Source organism: Stenotrophomonas sp. TWI1183, assembly GCF_039673115.1.
In the GTDB taxonomy this organism is placed as follows: Bacteria; Pseudomonadota; Gammaproteobacteria; order Xanthomonadales; family Xanthomonadaceae; genus Stenotrophomonas; species Stenotrophomonas maltophilia_AA.
In genome coordinates, this window is the sequence record NZ_JBDJKZ010000001.1 from 268,649 (window position 1) to 283,829 (window position 15,181).

Annotated in this window: 13 protein-coding genes and 8 tRNA genes; 11 read left to right on the forward strand and 10 right to left on the reverse strand. The window is 65.7% G+C overall.

All coding sequences use genetic code 11. The annotated features are described in order from the left end of the window. The first annotated feature begins 133 nt into the window (after positions 1 to 133). Positions 134 to 1,270 carry a histidine kinase gene (locus ABE434_RS01225; RefSeq protein WP_346477511.1) on the forward strand — a complete coding sequence of 379 codons (1,137 nt, stop codon included), beginning with the start codon at positions 134 to 136 and terminating at the stop codon, positions 1,268 to 1,270. Next, a complete protein-coding gene (locus ABE434_RS01230; protein WP_346477512.1) occupies positions 1,267 to 2,043 on the forward strand; it encodes a LytTR family DNA-binding domain-containing protein in 777 nt (258 codons plus the stop codon). Before ABE434_RS01225 ends, ABE434_RS01230 begins: the two co-directional genes overlap by 4 nt. 4 nt (positions 2,044 to 2,047) lie before the next feature. On the opposite strand, the gene map is transcribed toward ABE434_RS01230, so the two are convergent. The 9 genes from map to ABE434_RS01275 form a co-directional block, all read right to left on the reverse strand. After that, positions 2,048 to 2,815, reverse strand: a complete 768-nt coding sequence (gene map / locus ABE434_RS01235) for a type I methionyl aminopeptidase (protein ID WP_346477513.1) — start codon at positions 2,813 to 2,815, stop codon at positions 2,048 to 2,050. Then, the gene (locus tag ABE434_RS01240) at positions 2,812 to 3,024 is read right to left on the reverse strand and encodes a ParD-like family protein (protein ID WP_088433419.1); all 213 of its coding nucleotides are present in this window, start codon (positions 3,022 to 3,024) and stop codon (positions 2,812 to 2,814) included. Before ABE434_RS01240 ends, map begins: the two co-directional genes overlap by 4 nt. A 73-nt stretch (positions 3,025 to 3,097) precedes the next feature. Beyond that, positions 3,098 to 4,000: a cation diffusion facilitator family transporter gene (locus ABE434_RS01245; RefSeq protein WP_346477514.1), complete on the reverse strand. Its 903-nt coding sequence runs from the start codon at positions 3,998 to 4,000 to the stop codon at positions 3,098 to 3,100. A gap of 28 nt (positions 4,001 to 4,028) precedes the next feature. Further along, positions 4,029 to 6,317: an Orn/Lys/Arg decarboxylase N-terminal domain-containing protein gene (locus ABE434_RS01250; RefSeq protein WP_346477515.1), complete on the reverse strand. Its 2,289-nt coding sequence runs from the start codon at positions 6,315 to 6,317 to the stop codon at positions 4,029 to 4,031. Positions 6,318 to 6,338: 21 nt separating this feature from the next. Beyond that, positions 6,339 to 7,688 (reverse strand): arginine/agmatine antiporter, encoded by a 1,350-nt coding sequence (gene adiC, locus ABE434_RS01255; protein ID WP_176988665.1) that lies wholly within the window; start codon positions 7,686 to 7,688, stop codon positions 6,339 to 6,341. A 51-nt stretch (positions 7,689 to 7,739) separates the two neighbouring features. Further along, on the reverse strand, positions 7,740 to 9,173 hold the full coding sequence (locus tag ABE434_RS01260) for a DcaP family trimeric outer membrane transporter (RefSeq protein ID WP_346477516.1): 1,434 nt from the start codon (positions 9,171 to 9,173) through the stop codon (positions 7,740 to 7,742). A gap of 432 nt (positions 9,174 to 9,605) precedes the next feature. Continuing rightward, positions 9,606 to 10,427, reverse strand: a complete 822-nt coding sequence (dsbG, locus tag ABE434_RS01265) for a thiol:disulfide interchange protein DsbG (protein ID WP_346477517.1) — start codon at positions 10,425 to 10,427, stop codon at positions 9,606 to 9,608. Between the two features lie 41 nt (positions 10,428 to 10,468). Continuing rightward, entirely contained in the window at positions 10,469 to 11,269 is an 801-nt protein-coding gene (locus tag ABE434_RS01270) for a TlpA disulfide reductase family protein (RefSeq protein ID WP_346477518.1), read from the reverse strand. Positions 11,270 to 11,383: 114 nt separating this feature from the next. After that, positions 11,384 to 12,448, reverse strand: coding sequence for a helix-turn-helix domain-containing protein (locus ABE434_RS01275; RefSeq protein ID WP_346477519.1), 1,065 nt, complete (start codon positions 12,446 to 12,448; stop codon positions 11,384 to 11,386). A gap of 210 nt (positions 12,449 to 12,658) precedes the next feature. On the opposite strand from ABE434_RS01275, the gene ABE434_RS01280 reads away from it, so the two are divergent. The 9 genes from ABE434_RS01280 to ABE434_RS01320 all read left to right on the forward strand — a co-directional run bounded on the left by ABE434_RS01280 (position 12,659) and on the right by ABE434_RS01320 (position 14,634). Continuing rightward, a complete protein-coding gene (locus ABE434_RS01280) occupies positions 12,659 to 13,057 on the forward strand; it encodes a heavy metal-responsive transcriptional regulator (RefSeq protein ID WP_346477520.1) in 399 nt (132 codons plus the stop codon). Positions 13,058 to 13,357: 300 nt separating this feature from the next. Further along, positions 13,358 to 13,433: transfer RNA gene (locus ABE434_RS01285), tRNA-Ala, on the forward strand. A gap of 53 nt (positions 13,434 to 13,486) precedes the next feature. Next, positions 13,487 to 13,562 (forward strand) — tRNA-Glu (locus ABE434_RS01290). 226 nt (positions 13,563 to 13,788) lie between these two features. Beyond that, positions 13,789 to 13,864, forward strand: a tRNA-Ala gene (locus ABE434_RS01295). Positions 13,865 to 13,916: 52 nt separating this feature from the next. Then, a tRNA-Glu gene (locus tag ABE434_RS01300) sits at positions 13,917 to 13,992 on the forward strand. 135 nt (positions 13,993 to 14,127) lie between these two features. After that, positions 14,128 to 14,203: transfer RNA gene (locus tag ABE434_RS01305), tRNA-Ala, on the forward strand. Between the two features lie 50 nt (positions 14,204 to 14,253). Next, positions 14,254 to 14,329, forward strand: a tRNA-Glu gene (locus ABE434_RS01310). Between the two features lie 103 nt (positions 14,330 to 14,432). Then, positions 14,433 to 14,508: transfer RNA gene (locus ABE434_RS01315), tRNA-Ala, on the forward strand. Positions 14,509 to 14,558: 50 nt separating this feature from the next. Next, positions 14,559 to 14,634, forward strand: a tRNA-Glu gene (locus tag ABE434_RS01320). A gap of 49 nt (positions 14,635 to 14,683) precedes the next feature. Here ABE434_RS01320 and ABE434_RS01325 read toward each other — a convergent pair. Then, positions 14,684 to 15,100, reverse strand: coding sequence for a GNAT family N-acetyltransferase (locus ABE434_RS01325; RefSeq protein WP_346477521.1), 417 nt, complete (start codon positions 15,098 to 15,100; stop codon positions 14,684 to 14,686). Positions 15,101 to 15,181: the final 81 nt, after the last annotated feature.

Below are 15,181 nucleotides of genomic sequence, written 5' to 3' on the forward strand. Positions count from 1 at the left end.
TCGCCGCCAACCGATCCGGGACGAATCGTCGCCACGACCAGGCCAATCGTAATGGGCCGTCATGGCGCTTCCCGCGCTCCCGCCGCCTGCCTAAGATGAGCTTCGCCAGAGATGCCTGGCCCGGAAATCGACCATGTACATCCGCCTCGGCAGCACCCGGATCCGCCTGTCCCGCTACCTCGCCCTGTGGACGGCGGTGGCGGTGGTGTTCGCCCTGCAGACCTCGATCAACGCCGGCCTGCCGAACAGCCAACAACCCCTCTGGGATCTCCTGCGGTGGTCGCTGATCCAGTGGTACACCTGGGCGGCCCTGGCACCCACCGTCTTCCGCCTCGCCGAGCGCTTTCCGGTGCGCGGCAGCGGGCGCCTGCACGGGCTCGGCACGCAGGTGGTGGCCAGCTTCTGCATGACATTCATCGCCATGGTGGTGGGCGCGATCGTCTCCACCCTGTTCGAGCCCAGTGGCTTCTTCGAGCAGCTGGGCTACTTCCTGGAGCAGCACTTCGCCATCGGGCTGCTGACCTACTGGACCCTGTTCGCCATCCAGCAGGCCATCCATTTCCACGCCGAGAAAGCCCGCCGTGAACTGGAGGCGAGCCAGTTGGCCACCGAACTGGCGCAGTCGCGCCTGCTCTCGCTGAAATCCCAGCTGCAGCCGCACTTCCTGTTCAACACCCTGCACGCGATCATTACCCTGCTCGACGAGGACAAAGTCTCGGCCGAAGACATGCTGTTGCGCCTGAGCGAACTGCTACGCGCGTTCCTGGAAGACTACGACGGCCAGGAAATCCGCCTGCGCCAGGAGCTCGACCTGATCGAGCTGTACCTGGGCATCCAGCGCACCCGCTTCAAGGATCGGCTGACCACCCGCACGTATATCGCGCCGGACACGCTGGACTGCGCGGTGCCCAGCCTGATCCTGCAGCCGCTGGTGGAGAACGCGCTGCGCCATGGCATCGGCCAGCGCGTGGGCAGCGACACCCTCGAGATCGAGGCGCGCCGCGATGGCGATACGCTGTGCATCGAAGTCCGCAACCGCAACAGCACCCTCTCGGCCGAACCGGCCGCATCGGCCGGGCACGGCATCGGCATGTCCAACACACGCCTGCGCCTGAAGGAGCTGTACGGCGATGCCGCCGACGTCCGCCTGGACATGCTCTGGCCAGAAGGCGTGGCCTGCCGGATCCGCGTGCCGTTCCGTGAACTGGACAGTGCCGACGAGGCACCCGAATTCATCCCGGGGACAACGCCGGGGATCGCACCGGCATGAGCCTGACCGTGCTGGTGGTCGATGATGAGCCCATCGCACGGCACGCGATCGTGCGGTTGCTGCGCGATGATCCCGGGATCGAGATCGTCGGCGAATGCGGCGATGGCATCTCGGCGGTCGCCGCGATCCGCAGCCACTCACCGGACCTGGTGTTCCTGGACATCCAGATGCCGGCGATCAACGGCATGGACGTGGTGGCCACCATCGGTGCGGCGCGGATGCCGGCCACCGTATTCGTCACCGCGTACGAGCAGTACGCAGTGAAGGCCTTCGAGGCCAATGCCGTGGACTATCTGGTCAAGCCGTTCAGCCGCGAGCGCTTTGCCACCACGCTTGAGCGGGCCAAAGCCCGGGTGGCGGCGTCAACCGCGATGGGCACGCAGGCCTCGGCGCAGATCCTGCAGGCGCTGGATGCCCTGCGCCAGCGGGACGACTACCTGCAGCGCATCCCGGTGCGGGTCGATGAGCATGTGGTGCTGGTGGCGGTGGAGGACATCGTCTGGATCAAGGCGGCACGCAACACGGTCGAGATCCACCTGGTCGACCGCATGCACGAACTGCGCGAGACCATGACCACCCTCGCCGCGCGGCTGGACCCGCGGCACTTCGCGCGCGTGCATCGCTCGGCGATCGTCAACGTGCGCCGGGTCAAGGCGATCCATCCGTGGTTCAACGGCCACCATGTGGTAACCATGGATACCGGCCAGCAGCTGCGCATGAGCCGGTATCAGAACGAGGCATTCCTCAAACTGGTCTCCACGCGCAGCGAATGACGGTTCAATCCGGCATCCGCTCGCCCGCGCGCAGCGTCAGCACCTCGACGCCCTCGGCGGTGACCAGCACGGTGTGCTCGGCCTGCGCCGACAGCTTCCCGTCACGGGTCGTCACGGTCCAGCCGTCGTCACTCATGTCGATGGCCGCGCGGCCCTGGTTGATCATCGGCTCGATGGTGAAGGTCATGCCCTCTTCCAGCTCCAGCCCGTCGCCGCGGCGCCCGTAATGCAGCACCTGCGGTTCCTCGTGCATCTCCTGGCCGATGCCATGGCCGCAGAATTCGCGGACCACGCTGTAGCCATGCGCCTTGGCATGCTGCTGGATCGCAAAACCGATGTCGCCCAGCGTCGCACCCGGGCGCACCACGCCGATCCCCTTCCACATCGCCTCGCGGGTGACCCGTACCAGCCGCTTGGCCGCGTAGTCCACCTCGCCGATCAGATAGGTCTTGCTGGAATCGGCGATGTAACCGTCCTTCTCCAGGGTGATGTCCAGGTTGACGATACTCCCGCTGTGCAGGATGTCATCGGCGGAGGGCACCCCGTGGCAGACCACGTTGTCGATCGAACTATTGAGTACGTAAGCAAAGCCATACTGGCCCTTGCTCGCCGGACGGGCGTGCAGCTGATCGACGATGAAGCGCTCGACCCAGTCGTTCACCTGCAGCGTGCTCATGCCCTCCAGCGACAGCTCGTCCAACGCTTCGAACACCTGTGCCAGCAGGCGGCCCGATGCGCGCATCAGCGCCTGTTCTTCAGCGGTCTTGATCATGCTTCGGCCACCCGCAACGCGCCCGGTTCGACTCCGGCGGCACGCAGTTCACGGCTGACGATCTCCTGATAACTCATACCCGGATTCATCTCGCACAGCATGCCGATCTTGATCCAGAACCCCGCCTGGGCATTGATCGAGCGGCCCGAGACGCCGCTGGCGCGGCGCAGGTTGTCGTGCAGTTCGTCGTCGATGTTGACGATGCCCATGGGCGAGCCCTCTGAAGATTGATATACACATCATATATGTTTCGTATATCGAGAGCCAGCACCGAACCTCCCCTCAGGTCCAGGCCGGATCGGCCGTGAAATCGATGGTCAGCCAGAACTCGCTGCCGCGCGCATCCAAGCGCTCGGCGATCTCGTCGCGCATCGCGTCCACGTTGCCGATGGTGCCGATCACCGTGTCCGGATGGGTCAGGATGTGGATTTCCACGAACCGCATGCGGCCCATCTTGGCCACGTGGCTGGTGAAATCCAGATAGCCGTGCTCGGTGACGAAGTCCTTCATCACCGCCTGCACGCGCGCATCCAGCGTATCCGGCGCCACCTGCAGGACTTCGCGCATGGCCTTCCAGGCGCTGCGAAGGGGTACCGGCAGCACCGCGACGCTGATCGCGGCCAGCACCAGCGGATCCAGATAGGGAATCCAGTGGGCGTGCTCGCCACCGCGCAGCAGCAAGGCGATCGCGAACGCCAGCACCACGGCCAGGCTCATCAACCCGCTGAGCAGCCAGGCGCGCACGTCCAGCCACAGCAGGGCCGACTGCAGCTGCATCGCGCGGATACGCACGAACGCCGCCATGGCCAGGTTGCTCACGCACAGCAGGGCCGCCCACAGCAGCGCAGGCCCGGCCTTGACCTCGTGCCCGCCGGTGGTCAGCCCGATCACCGAGTTGGCCAATGCATAGATGCAGGCCAGCGACAGGATCGCGCCGCCGAGGGCCTCCACCATCGGCTCCAGATGCCAGTACCCATACTGGAAGCGCGGGCTTTCTTCCCGCGCCACCAGCCGCAGCACCGACAACGCCACCAGGGTCAGCGCCACGTCCACCAGGCTGTAGACGCCGTCGAACAGGATGGCCTGCGATCCCACCAGCAGGCCCCCGATGAAGCCGACGGCGCTGACCGCCATCGTCACCCCGATGGAAAACGTGAGGACCCGCTGCTCGCGTGCTGTATCCATCGCTGGCCGAGGGTCCTCCGCGCGGGCGTCAGACCTTCAGCACCTCCACCTTGTAGCTCGGCGCATCGCCGTCGGTGTCGATGATAAGCCCGTGCACATCCGACTCGAAGCCCGGGAAGCGCGCGTTCTGCTCACGGGCGATGCGCAGCGACTGGATGATCGGCTCATCGCTGGCACCAAAGCGCTCGCCCGGCATGATGGTCGGGATGCCCGGCGGGTATGGCACCAGCATGGTGCCCGCGATGCGGCCACTGATCTGTTCTATGTCCACCCGCTCGATCTGGCCGCGCACCAGGTGGTCGTAGGCCTCGGCCGGGGTCATCACCGGCTCGGGCAGGTCCACGTACATCGCGCGCATCACCTGGGCCACGCCGAACTCGGCGTTGAAGGCGTGCAATGCATCGCACAGGTCGCGCAGGCCCCAGCCGGCGTAGGCGATCGGGAACTCGGCGGCGAGCTGCGGCAGTGCACGGGTCAACGGCGCGTTGCTGTCGTACAGCTCCTTGAACGCCATCAGCTCGGTCACCAGGGTGCTCCACTTGCCCTTGGTGATGCCCATCGAGAACAGGAACAGCACCGAGTACAGGTTCGTCTTTTCCACGGTGATGCCGCGGGTCCACAGGAATTTGCTCAGGACCGCGGCCGGAATCCCCCGCTTGCCCATTTCGCCGTCCATCGATAGCCCGGGGGTCAGCAGGGTCACCTTGATCGGATCGATCAGCACGTAGTCGTCGACCAGGCCCTCGAAACCGTGCCAGTGCGCGTCCGGCTGCAGGTACCACTCGCTGCGCTTGGCCACCATCGGGGCCGGTGCGTCGCCCTTGGCCAGCGAGCGCTCCAGCTTGTCCGGCTGCCATACGCTGAACCACCAGTCATCCCGACCCAGGTCCTCGCGCACATGCAGCATCGCGCGGCGGAAGGCGATCGCCTCGTCGTGCATTTCCTGCACCAGCGATTCACCGGCCGCGCCCTCCATCATCTTGGAGGCCACATCGCAGGCCGCGATCACCCCGTAATGCGGGCTGGTCGTGGTGTGCATCATGAAGGCTTCGTTGAAGCGCTCGGCATCCAGCTCGCGGGAGGCCGCATTGCGCACGTGGATCATCGAGGCCTGCGAGAACGCAGCCAGCAGCTTGTGCGTGGAGTGCGTGGTGAAGATGATCGCATCCTGCTCGCGCGGCTTGCCCTTGGCCATGCCGTAGTGGTTCTCGTAGAACGGATGGAAGGCGGCGTAGGCGTACCAGGCTTCGTCAAAATGCAGGAAGTCGACCGCGCTGCCGATCTCCTCGGCGATCTTCTCGGCGTTGTAGCACAGCCCGTCGTAGGTCGAGTTGGTCACCACCGCGATGCGCGGCTTGGAGCCGGCCTTGTAGGCCTTGCTGGCCAGCGGGTTGGCGGCGATGGCCTGCTGCAGCGATTCGGGGGTGAACTGATCCAGGCTGATCGGGCCGATGATGCCGTGCGCGTTGCGGCTCGGGGTGAAATACACCGGGATGCCCCCGGTCATGATCAGCGAGTGCAGCAGCGACTTGTGGCAGTTGCGGTCGACGAACACCACATCGCCGCGCCCTACCGTGCCGTGCCAGACGATCTTGTTGGCGGTGGAAGTACCGTTGGTGACGAAGAAGGTATGGTCGGCACCAAAGTTGCGCGCCGCCTCGTTCTCGGCTTCCTTGATCGGGCCACTGTGGTCGAGCAGCGAACCCAGCTCCGGCACCGAGATCGACAGGTCGCTGCGTAGCGTGTTCTCACCGTAGAACTGGTGGAACGCGCGCCCTACCGGTGATTTGGTGAACGCCACGCCGCCGGCATGACCGGGCGTGTGCCAGGAATAGTTCGACTCGGCTGTATGGTGGATCAGGGCCTTGAAGAACGGCGGCAGCAGGTTGGCCATGTAGTCTTCGGCCGCACGCATCACCTGGCGCGAAATGAAACTCTTGGTATCTTCGAACAGGAAGATGTAGCCGTGCACGAACTTGAGCAGCTTGCTCGGCACCTTCTCGATCGTGCGCCGCTCGCCGTACAGGAAGACCGGCAGGTTCGCGCGGCGGGCGGTCTGCTCACGCAGGAACCCGAGCAGGCGCTGGAACTGCTCCGGGTTCTCCTCGGTGCCGTCGATGGAGATCAGCACCGCCGAAGCCGCCACATAGGTGCGTGCACCGGCCTGGGCGTCGGCCAGGGTCAGACCGCACAGCACGCGCTGGTCGCTCTTGCGCAGCTCGTCCACCAGCGCACGGATCAGGATGCCGCCGATGCGCGGGGATTCGTAGTCGTCGTCGATGACGATGATCGGGTAGTCAAGGGACTTGAAGTACACAGGGATTCTCCTGGGGGAAGATCACGAAAGCGTGGTGCGGACGGCGGCGTCGAGGGCGGGCAGCTGGCCGCGCTGGCGCCGACGCTCCTCGCTGAAGAACGGATAGAACACCGTGATGAACAACACGAACAGGAAGGCGTACTGCACGATGTTGCCGGCCGAGCCGAAGATCGCCCACAGGCAGTACACGACGGTGACGCTGGTCAGCAGCCAGAACGCGCCGGTATGCACCAGCGTGTGCGAGCGCTCGACCACGAAATAGCAGGCCACGCAGGAGTAGATGTAGGGCAGCAGGGTCAGCACCACCGCGGCCGAGGTGATCACGTCGAACTGGGCCGAGGCGGTCTTGGAGGTCGAGGTGACCAGCACCGCCAGGGTCATCAGCACGGCCACGATCAGCACGCCCTTGACCGGCACGTCGTCCTTGTTGGTCTTGCTGAAGATGCTCGGGAACAGGCCATCGTCCGATGCGGCCTTGGCGCTCTGCGCGGTCAGCAGGATCCAGCCACCGAGCGAGCCGGCGGCACCCACGAAGGCGCACAGGCTGACCAGCGCCCCGCCCCACCCGCCCACGGCATTGGCCGCCGCCAGCGCGAACGGCGCATCGGACACCTGCAGGTCGCCATTTGGCACCATGCCCATGATCACCGAAGAGCTGGCGATGTAGGCGATCGCCGCCAGGAACACGCCGGCGAGCGTGGCACGCGCCACGTTCTTCTCCGGATTCTCGACCACACCGGCGGTCACCGAGGCCGATTCCACGCCGATGAAGGCCCACAGGGTCAACGCGGCGGCGCTGGAGATCGCGCCGAAGTTGGACTCCCCGGACACGTTGTAGGCGCCCTTGAAGATCGTCGGGTCGAAGAAGAACCAGCCGAAGATGGCGATGCCCAGGATCGGCACCAGCGCGAAACTGGTGGTCACCGTCTGCAGCTTGCTGACGAACGACGGGCCGATGACGTTGGCGAAGCTCAGCGCCCACACCAGCGCCAGCACCGCGATGCAGCGCGGCACCGGCTCGGACAGGATCGGGAAGAAGTAGCTGAAGTAGCCCACCGCCGCGATCGGGATGGCGACGTTGCCGATCCAGTTGGCAAACCAGTAGACGGCGTTGGTCTGGAAGCCCATGTAGGGCCCGAACCAGTCACGCGCGTGGGCATACGGCCCACCGGCCTTGGGCGCCAGCTTGCCGAGCTTGGCGAACACGAACGCCAGCAGCAGCGCGCCGGCCGTGGTGATCAGCCAGCCCCAGATCGAGGCGGTGCCGATCTTGGCCAGGCTGGAGGGCAGCAGGAACACCCCCGACCCCATCATGTTGCCGGCCACCAGGAAGGTGGCCCCGACGACCCCGATTTTCTTTGCTTGTGCCATGACGCTTGCTCCTTTGCCAGGCAGGGACCCGGTCAAGCCGGGCGTTGGGAGTTACTTGATGAAGTTGTATTGCAGGCTGCCCTGCAGCCGCACGGTGTCGCCGCGCTGTCCACCCTGCTGCTCCAGCTGCCCGTAAAGCAGTTCCATGCCCATCGTCCAGGACGGCGCCGGGCTCCACAGCAGGTTGAAGACGCCGTACCGGCTCTGGCGGAAGGCATCGGCGGCCAGCGCATCGTTGCGCCCGCTGGTCAGCTGGCCGTAGATCAGGTTCGAGCGCCACAGCGGCGACCAGTAATGCGTGTACCCGACGAAGCCGCCATACAGCGACAGCGCCTGCAGGCGACCATCGGCGGTCACCACCGCATCCATGCCCGACCCGGTCAGGTCGGCCGTATAGCGCGCCAGCCCCTTGCCACCGAGCATGCCGAACAACAGCAGGTCCTGGTCGCCTACGGCCGCAGAGCCGCTGAGCTGCAGGCCACCGGCAAATCGCCGGCCATCGCCGGCATCGCCGTCGTAGCCCAGGCTGCGCGCGACACCGCCCAGCTGCAGATGACCCCAGTCGCGCTCCATGCGGGCGGTGACGGTGACATCGGGGAGCTGGTCGACCGGCATGATCCCGTCGGCGGGGTTGCTCAACTGGGTATCCGGATCTTCGGCTGCCACGGTGAGCGTGTTGCCCTTGCCCATCGCGAAGCTGTGGTGGATGCCGGCCACCAGCAGGTAGCCTGCGCCGCCCGGACCGGCGAAATCCAGGGTGTCGGGCAGGCTGTCGGCATCCATGAAGCTGGAATAGCCGTAGCCGGCATAGGTGTTGCCGAGCTGGCCGTACGCGTGGCGCAGGCGGAACTGATAGCTGTCGCTGCTGCCGAAGAAGTCGTTCTCCAGGTAGAAGCGCAGGTTGCCGTGCGTGGTCGGGCGCCGCGCTTCGAAGCTGAAGCGGGTCTGCTTGGCATGCAGCGTGAAGTTGGACACATCCCGGTGCGCACTGCCGACCGGAATGGACGAGGTGATGAACTGCTCCTGGTCACCGGCCGCACGGGAATCGGCGATCGCATCGAGCTTGGCGTAGCCGCCGATACGGATCAGGGTGTCGGTGTTGGGAATCGCGAAGAAGCCTTTCAGCTCGGGATCGGTCGGGCCGGCGGCGCTGTCCGGGCGGGACGCGGCGGTGGACGGATCGGAAACGGAATCACGTTGCGGGAGGATGGCCTGGCCCATGCCCGGCACCTGGGCCTGGGCGGTCAGCGGGGCCGGTGACGGCAAAGGCGCGGCCGTCGTGCCCGGCGAAGGAATCGCCGTGGCCACCGGCGAGGCGGGAGGAGGCCTCCCGGATTCGATCGCTTCCAGGCGTTTCTCCATCTGCTCCAGGGTCTGCCGCAGCGTCTGGATGTCCTGCCGCAACGCCGCGGCCGAATCCTGCGCGTACACCGGCGCCGCAGCCATCGCTGCCACGCATGCGACCGTCAACACAGCCAAGCGCATCACATCCTCCTTGAAACGCACACAGTCCCGCGCGTCCGCAGCGGCAGACGTCCAGGACGCCGCAGGCCACGGGCGCACAGCCCGGCACTGCACGGAGCGCGACCACCGCGCCCGCACGGGATCCCCTCATCCCTGATGACCAACGCGCTCACGCGTGTCGGCCAGCGCCTTGAGTAACAATCGCAAAGTGAGAATGTCGTGAATGTTGTGAGGCCGTTTTCTGACCGCCACGCCACGAATCCAATGCGTGCGGGAAAATCCATGGAATAGCGCATGGAGCCCAGCGTAGCGATCCGGGCGATTCCGGCCTTGATCCAAATCAAGCCGGACGCATCGGCCCAGACGGAGGTGCACCGCTGCAGCGCGAAGCCGAAACGAAACGCGCCGGGCATGGCCCGGCGCGAGGTGTGGCGTGTAACGGGGCGCGTTGGCTCAGCGCGGGCCGAGCACCACGGTCATGTCGTCGCCCTGCGGCATGCCGGAGCGGCGTTGCACCATGCCCTGTGCATCCTTGAACAGAATGCCCGGCGTGCCCTGGAAGCCAAGCTCGATCATCAGCACCTGGTTCGCATCCAGCTTGTTGGCGACCTCCGCGGTCAGCGACGCGGCCGGCTTGATGCCGCCGCGATCAAACAGTCGTTCGTTCTCCAGCAGCGCGGCACTGGGATTGGGCGCGGTGAGAATCGCGGCCGCCTTGGCCGGGCTGTCTTCGCGGATAACGCCAACCATGACGTGGCGCAACTGTACTTTGCCGGCATCCACCCACGGTCGTGCCGCTTCCCAGAAGCGATGGCAGTACGGGCAGTTCGCATCGCTGAAGGTGTAGACCACGCGCGGCGCATCGGCACGGCCATCGCGCACCCAGGCGCTCTCGTCGAGCTTCTTCCAGCTGCGCTCGGACATCGGCTTGGCCACCAGCTTCTCCAGCGGCGCCGCACCCACGTCCTCACCGCTGGCATCGAACAGACTGCCAACGACCACATGCTTGCCATCCGCGGTGACATACGCCGCCGCGGGTTGCTGCCCGCCGACCACGCCGGCGAAACCGCGCAGGCCACCGGGCGCATCAAACTCGCCGATCACCTCGAACCCATGCTTCTCGATGCCCTTCAGTACCGCCGGACGATCGCCACCGGACTTGACCGGGGCGGCCTCACCGACCTTCGGCGTCTGCGCCTGGCTGCACCCGGCCAAGGCCATCAGCAGCGACACGGCAAGCACGGTGCCCAGCGGGCGCGAGGACTTCAATTTCATGGTGACTCCTGGATTCAATAAACATGACAACGCGACCCCGGTTACAGGCTGTCGAGCTTGGATTGCAGGCCAGCGGCACTGAGTTCACCCAGGTGTATTTCCCGCAGCCGGCCCTGCGCATCGAAGAACAGGGTAGTCGGATAGGCGTGCACCTGCAGCCGCTCGGCGGTGAGTGCGTCCTCGTCGAGCAGCACATTGGCCAGCGTCAACCGCTCGGCGGCCAGGAAACCCTGGACCTCCTCGCGGGTTTCACCCTGGTTGACGAACAGGAAGCGGATATCCGGATGGCGCTGCTGCGCGCGGGCCAGCACCGGCATCTCGCGGCGACAGGGGCCGCACCAGCTCGCCCAGAGATTGACCACCACCGGCTTGCCCTGCGTGTCGGACAACGCGGTTGGCGCGCCCTCCAGCGAGGTCAGGGTGATGGCCGGCAGCGTCACCCGCGATTGCTGCAGCCAGCCAGCGCCGCTGGACAGCAGGGCCCAGCCGAGCACACCGGCCAGGGCACCAGCCCATACCGGGCGACGCAGCGAAGGCCATCGGCGCAGGCGCCAAGCGCCCCACCCCAGCCCCGCCACCAGGGCCGGCCACAGCAGGAAGCCGCCATCGCCGATGCGCAGGACGCCCCAGGGATCCTGCGCATAATCGCGCACATGCCAGAGCACGAATGCGGCGCGGCCGGCCAGCAGGCCCAGCAGCAGCATGTCGACCACCACCGATCGCGGCCGCGGTGCGCCATCGATGGCCGGCGCACGCACCACGCTGGCCACGAGCATCGCAATGCCGACGGCCACCAACACCCACACGACCGCAAGCGGTACCGGGCCTACACTGCTGATCATTGATTCTCTCCGCCATCGCTCGGGGTCTGCCTCGCTGCGACGGCTGTTGCTTCGGGCCCGCCGGCATGGTCCCAGCAAGGCGTCAATGGAGCAAGCGTGCCGGTGGTGCGCGATTCAGGCCACCGAGCGCACCGGCTCGACCATCCGACCGACCGCTCGCGGGGCAACCCGCTCACGCAGTTGCGCGGCCACCTGACGCCGATAGCGTGCCGGGGTCAGCCCAACGATGCGCAGGAACAACCGTCGGAACGCGCTCTGGTCCGAATACCCCACCAACGAGGCCACCTGGTCGACCACGCCACCGGCCTGCAGCAGCAACTGTGCCTTGGCGATGCGCAGGCGCTGGCAATACTCGATCGGCCGCATCCCGGTGGCTTTCAGGAAACGGCGCTGCAACGTGCGCGGCTCCAGGCCCGCCTGCATGCAGATGTCCTCCAGCCCGACCCCGCGGGCGGCGATGCCGTGCAGCCAACGCTGCGCCTTGAGGATGCATCGGTCACCGTGCGCGAAGTTCGGGCTGAAGCGCTCCAGGTCGTCCAGTTCGGTACGCGGGATCACCAGTTGCAGCTGTTGGATCACGGTGTTCATCACGCTCTGCCCATAGATGCGCGCCAGCAGCCGCAGGCTCAGGTACTTCCAGGCGTCCTGGCCGGCGGCGGTCAGCAGATCGCCGTCATCAACCAGGGTGCGCTCGCTGGGCAACCAGCTGGGCACCATCATGCGCAGCGGCGGGCACCGCGCGGGATCGGGCACGCTGACCGAGCGCCCGGCCAGCACACCCGACGCTGCCAGCAGCAGCCCGCCCTCGTCGCAGCCGGCCAGCAGGCTGCAGCTATCGTGGCATTCCCGCAGCCAGGCCAGCAGGCGTTCGTCGGGCGGCGGCATGGTCCAGCTCGATTCGCTACCGGGCACGACGATGATGGCCGGGAGCGCATCGCCGAACAGCTCCGTTCCGGCAACGCGCTGCATACCGCGTGCGGACAGCGTCCACCGCGTCACCAGCATGCGTGCGCCGGTGCGGCGGCCGGCGGCAACCGTCCGGTTGCAGCGCTGCGCCAGCTCGGAGAGGACCGGCGCGGCAGCGCGCAGGCTGCCGGGGAATTCCACCACCGCGACTTCCATCAGGGCCGGCTTGTCCGGCCGGCGGTCCGGCTGCAGCGTGTTGCGGGGTGCGTCCATGGCCATTCTCCTGGAACAGTGCCTGCCGGCGCAGGGCCGGGCAGAACGGGTCGATACATAAGATGGCCTGAGGCTACGGACGTCCGGGGAGGAGGACCATGCAACTAGTTGCAAATTTCACATCGGCTGAACTTCCAGTGGGGTTTGAGCAAGCTTGACCCTGGAGAGCACTCCAAGCTTCAGAATGGGCTCGTCATCCACGAGGTGCTCATGAATATTGGACAGCTCGCGCGCCTGGCCGGCGTGCCCATCGACACGGTGCGTTACTACGAGCGGCAACAGCTGCTGCCGACCGCCCGACGCAGCGCCGGCGGCTACCGCGTCTTCAGCGAGTCCGACCTGACCCGGCTGCAGTTCATCCGCCGCGCCAAGACACTCGGCTTCAGCCTGGACGAGATCGCCAACCTGCTTGGCTTCAGCGATCAGCGCGGTCGGGACATGGCGCAGATCCGCGACAGCGCGGTGAACAAACTCACCGATATCGAGCAGCGCATCGGCGAGCTGCAACGCATGCACGGTGCGCTCAAGCAACTGGTCGATGCCTGCCCCGGTCACGGGGATCAGGAACGGTGCCCGATCCTGACGGCGTTGACCGACACACGCCTATGAAACCACTCACGCTCCAGTGCAGCGCATGTGCCGCGACGATGGTGACGCCACGCACACGGTGTGAAGCTCCGCGATGGATACGACGGTTGCCGCCGGCGTGCTGTATCCACTGGGCATCGTGATGTCGCCGCTCTTGGCGTCGATGGCGATGAGCCTGAGTTCGGGTCGGTGATCGGCAATGCACTGCGACTGCGCCATCAACGACTGCCTGGCGAATGAGCGCGCGTGCATGACGAAATTTCTTCACTTTTTCCTTGCCAATCCAAAACGTCGTCGCTATGATTTCGCTCCTCACGACGTGGGGCCATAGCTCAGCTGGGAGAGCGCCTGCATGGCATGCAGGAGGTCGGCGGTTCGATCCCGCCTGGCTCCACCAATCCGATCATTAGGCCGATCAGATTGCAGTGACAAAATTTGAAGTTTTCGTGCGTCCCCATCGTCTAGAGGCCTAGGACATCACCCTTTCACGGTGGCGACCGGGGTTCGAATCCCCGTGGGGACGCCAGTTTCAAGCAGACAGCCCTGACCTCGGTCGGGGCTTTTTGTTTGGGGCGCGCCGTTCAATGACACGGCACGTGCGGTCTGTTTTCCTTGGTCTGCGTGTCGATGCGGACTGCCGGGAACCGGCGGCATCGATGGTCGAGTGGTCGTGTGCATTCTTTCTTCGGTGTTTCAGAAAAAAGACTTGGCGAACGCTTCACGGCCGCGTAGAATTCCGCCTCCAGCATCGTGGGGCCATAGCTCAGCTGGGAGAGCGCCTGCATGGCATGCAGGAGGTCGGCGGTTCGATCCCGCCTGGCTCCACCACTCCGGACATTAGGCCGTCCGGGTGTGCTGAACAATTTGATGAGATTCATGCGTCCCCATCGTCTAGAGGCCTAGGACATCACCCTTTCACGGTGGCGACCGGGGTTCGAATCCCCGTGGGGACGCCACTCATCAGAAGAACACCGAGGCCCGGCATGCCGGGTCTTTTTGTTCACCGCTTACTGCGGTTGCGTTGCGGATGTCCCGAAAGGCTTCCACAAACGTGAACAGGCAGATATACTAGGCGGCTCGCGGTACAACGTGGGGCCATAGCTCAGCTGGGAGAGCGCCTGCATGGCATGCAGGAGGTCGGCGGTTCGATCCCGCCTGGCTCCACCACTTCTCCGGACACAGGCCGTCCGATGGAAGCCAAAAATTCGGTTTAACGCGTCCCCATCGTCTAGAGGCCTAGGACATCACCCTTTCACGGTGGCGACCGGGGTTCGAATCCCCGTGGGGACGCCAGCTTCAAACAAACAGCCCTGACTTCGGTCGGGGCTTTTTGTTTGACACCCCCTTCCCATCCGGCAAAACCGCCGCTATGATAGGCGGCTCGCAGCACAACTGTGGGGCCATAGCTCAGCTGGGAGAGCGCCTGCATGGCATGCAGGAGGTCGGCGGTTCGATCCCGCCTGGCTCCACCACTTCTCCGGACACAGGCCGTCCGATGGAAGCCAAAAATTCGGTTTAACGCGTCCCCATCGTCTAGAGGCCTAGGACATCACCCTTTCACGGTGGCGACCGGGGTTCGAATCCCCGTGGGGACGCCAGCTTCAAACAAACAGCCCTGACTTCGGTCGGGGCTGTTTGTTTATTTGCCTACGCCACCACCTTCGCCATGCCCACCGAACGCGGCGCGGTCAAGGCGAAGCCGAACTGCGCATACAGCCGATGCGCCTCCCCATCGGCGATCAGGCTCACGTAGGCACCGACGACATTCGCGCGCAGCCAGCCATCCAGCTGCTGCATCACGGCCTTGCCCAGGCCCTGCCCCTGGCGGTCCGGCACCACCGCGATATCCACCACCTGCAGGAAGCAGCCACCGTCGCCGATGATCCGACCCATGGCCAGCAGCCGGTCGCCTTCGCGCAGGCTCACGCCGAACACCGTATTGGGCAGGCCACGCGCCGCCGCCTCGGCCGATTTCGGGCTCAGGCCGGCCAGCACCCGCAGCGCGCGGTACTCCTCCACGCTGGGCGGTAACGGAATGCAGTGAACACCGACGGGCAGCGACATGACGCGGATCCAGCACTGAATGGACGCTCAGCATGCCCGAACGGATTCGCAGGATGTGCGACCCATGGGCCTATCCTGTCC

What these genes read in the sequence shown, in the direction of transcription:
- ABE434_RS01280 (WP_346477520.1), top strand. Translation starts at nt 12,659, where the DNA reads ATGAATATTGGACAGCTCGCGCGCCTGGCCGGCGTGCCCATCGACACG.
- ABE434_RS01325 (WP_346477521.1), bottom strand. Translation starts at nt 15,100, where the DNA reads ATGTCGCTGCCCGTCGGTGTTCACTGCATTCCGTTACCGCCCAGCGTG.
- ABE434_RS01270 (WP_346477518.1), bottom strand. Translation starts at nt 11,269, where the DNA reads ATGATCAGCAGTGTAGGCCCGGTACCGCTTGCGGTCGTGTGGGTGTTG.
- adiC (WP_176988665.1), bottom strand. Translation starts at nt 7,688, where the DNA reads ATGGCACAAGCAAAGAAAATCGGGGTCGTCGGGGCCACCTTCCTGGTG.
- ABE434_RS01275 (WP_346477519.1), bottom strand. Translation starts at nt 12,448, where the DNA reads ATGGACGCACCCCGCAACACGCTGCAGCCGGACCGCCGGCCGGACAAG.
- map (WP_346477513.1), bottom strand. Translation starts at nt 2,815, where the DNA reads ATGATCAAGACCGCTGAAGAACAGGCGCTGATGCGCGCATCGGGCCGC.
- ABE434_RS01245 (WP_346477514.1), bottom strand. Translation starts at nt 4,000, where the DNA reads ATGGATACAGCACGCGAGCAGCGGGTCCTCACGTTTTCCATCGGGGTG.
- ABE434_RS01230 (WP_346477512.1), top strand. Translation starts at nt 1,267, where the DNA reads ATGAGCCTGACCGTGCTGGTGGTCGATGATGAGCCCATCGCACGGCAC.
- ABE434_RS01225 (WP_346477511.1), top strand. Translation starts at nt 134, where the DNA reads ATGTACATCCGCCTCGGCAGCACCCGGATCCGCCTGTCCCGCTACCTC.
- dsbG (WP_346477517.1), bottom strand. Translation starts at nt 10,427, where the DNA reads ATGAAATTGAAGTCCTCGCGCCCGCTGGGCACCGTGCTTGCCGTGTCG.
- ABE434_RS01240 (WP_088433419.1), bottom strand. Translation starts at nt 3,024, where the DNA reads ATGGGCATCGTCAACATCGACGACGAACTGCACGACAACCTGCGCCGC.
- ABE434_RS01260 (WP_346477516.1), bottom strand. Translation starts at nt 9,173, where the DNA reads ATGCGCTTGGCTGTGTTGACGGTCGCATGCGTGGCAGCGATGGCTGCG.